Genomic DNA, 257 nt, shown 5'->3' on the forward strand with positions numbered 1-257 from the left:
CAAGAATGTAGAACTCACCAAAGAAGCAAAAGACTCCCTCCTAAAGCCGGAAAGCGTCGTGCTGGAACAGGGGTATTACTGGTGTCAAATCATCCATGAGCACTACACCGCCCTGGGCTCCGGACAGGAGTTCTGCATTGCCATTCTCTCCGACAAGGCGGATGTACCCGATATCAATTCCTACCTCGACCCCAATGCAACTCCTCCCAAGAAGGAAGGAGAAGAAGTCATCACCCTGGTCAATCTCTATCGGGACG

1 protein-coding gene is annotated in these 257 nt (G+C 51.8%); it reads left to right on the forward strand.

Features of this window, described 5'->3' with window-relative positions; genetic code table 11:
* Positions 1–257, forward strand: a 257-nt coding sequence (locus tag HMPREF3039_RS08430; protein ID WP_197457894.1) for a hypothetical protein, incomplete at both ends; no start/stop codon positions are given.

The organism is Akkermansia sp. KLE1798, assembly GCF_001580195.1.
GTDB classification, from domain to species: Bacteria; Verrucomicrobiota; Verrucomicrobiia; order Verrucomicrobiales; family Akkermansiaceae; genus Akkermansia; species Akkermansia biwaensis.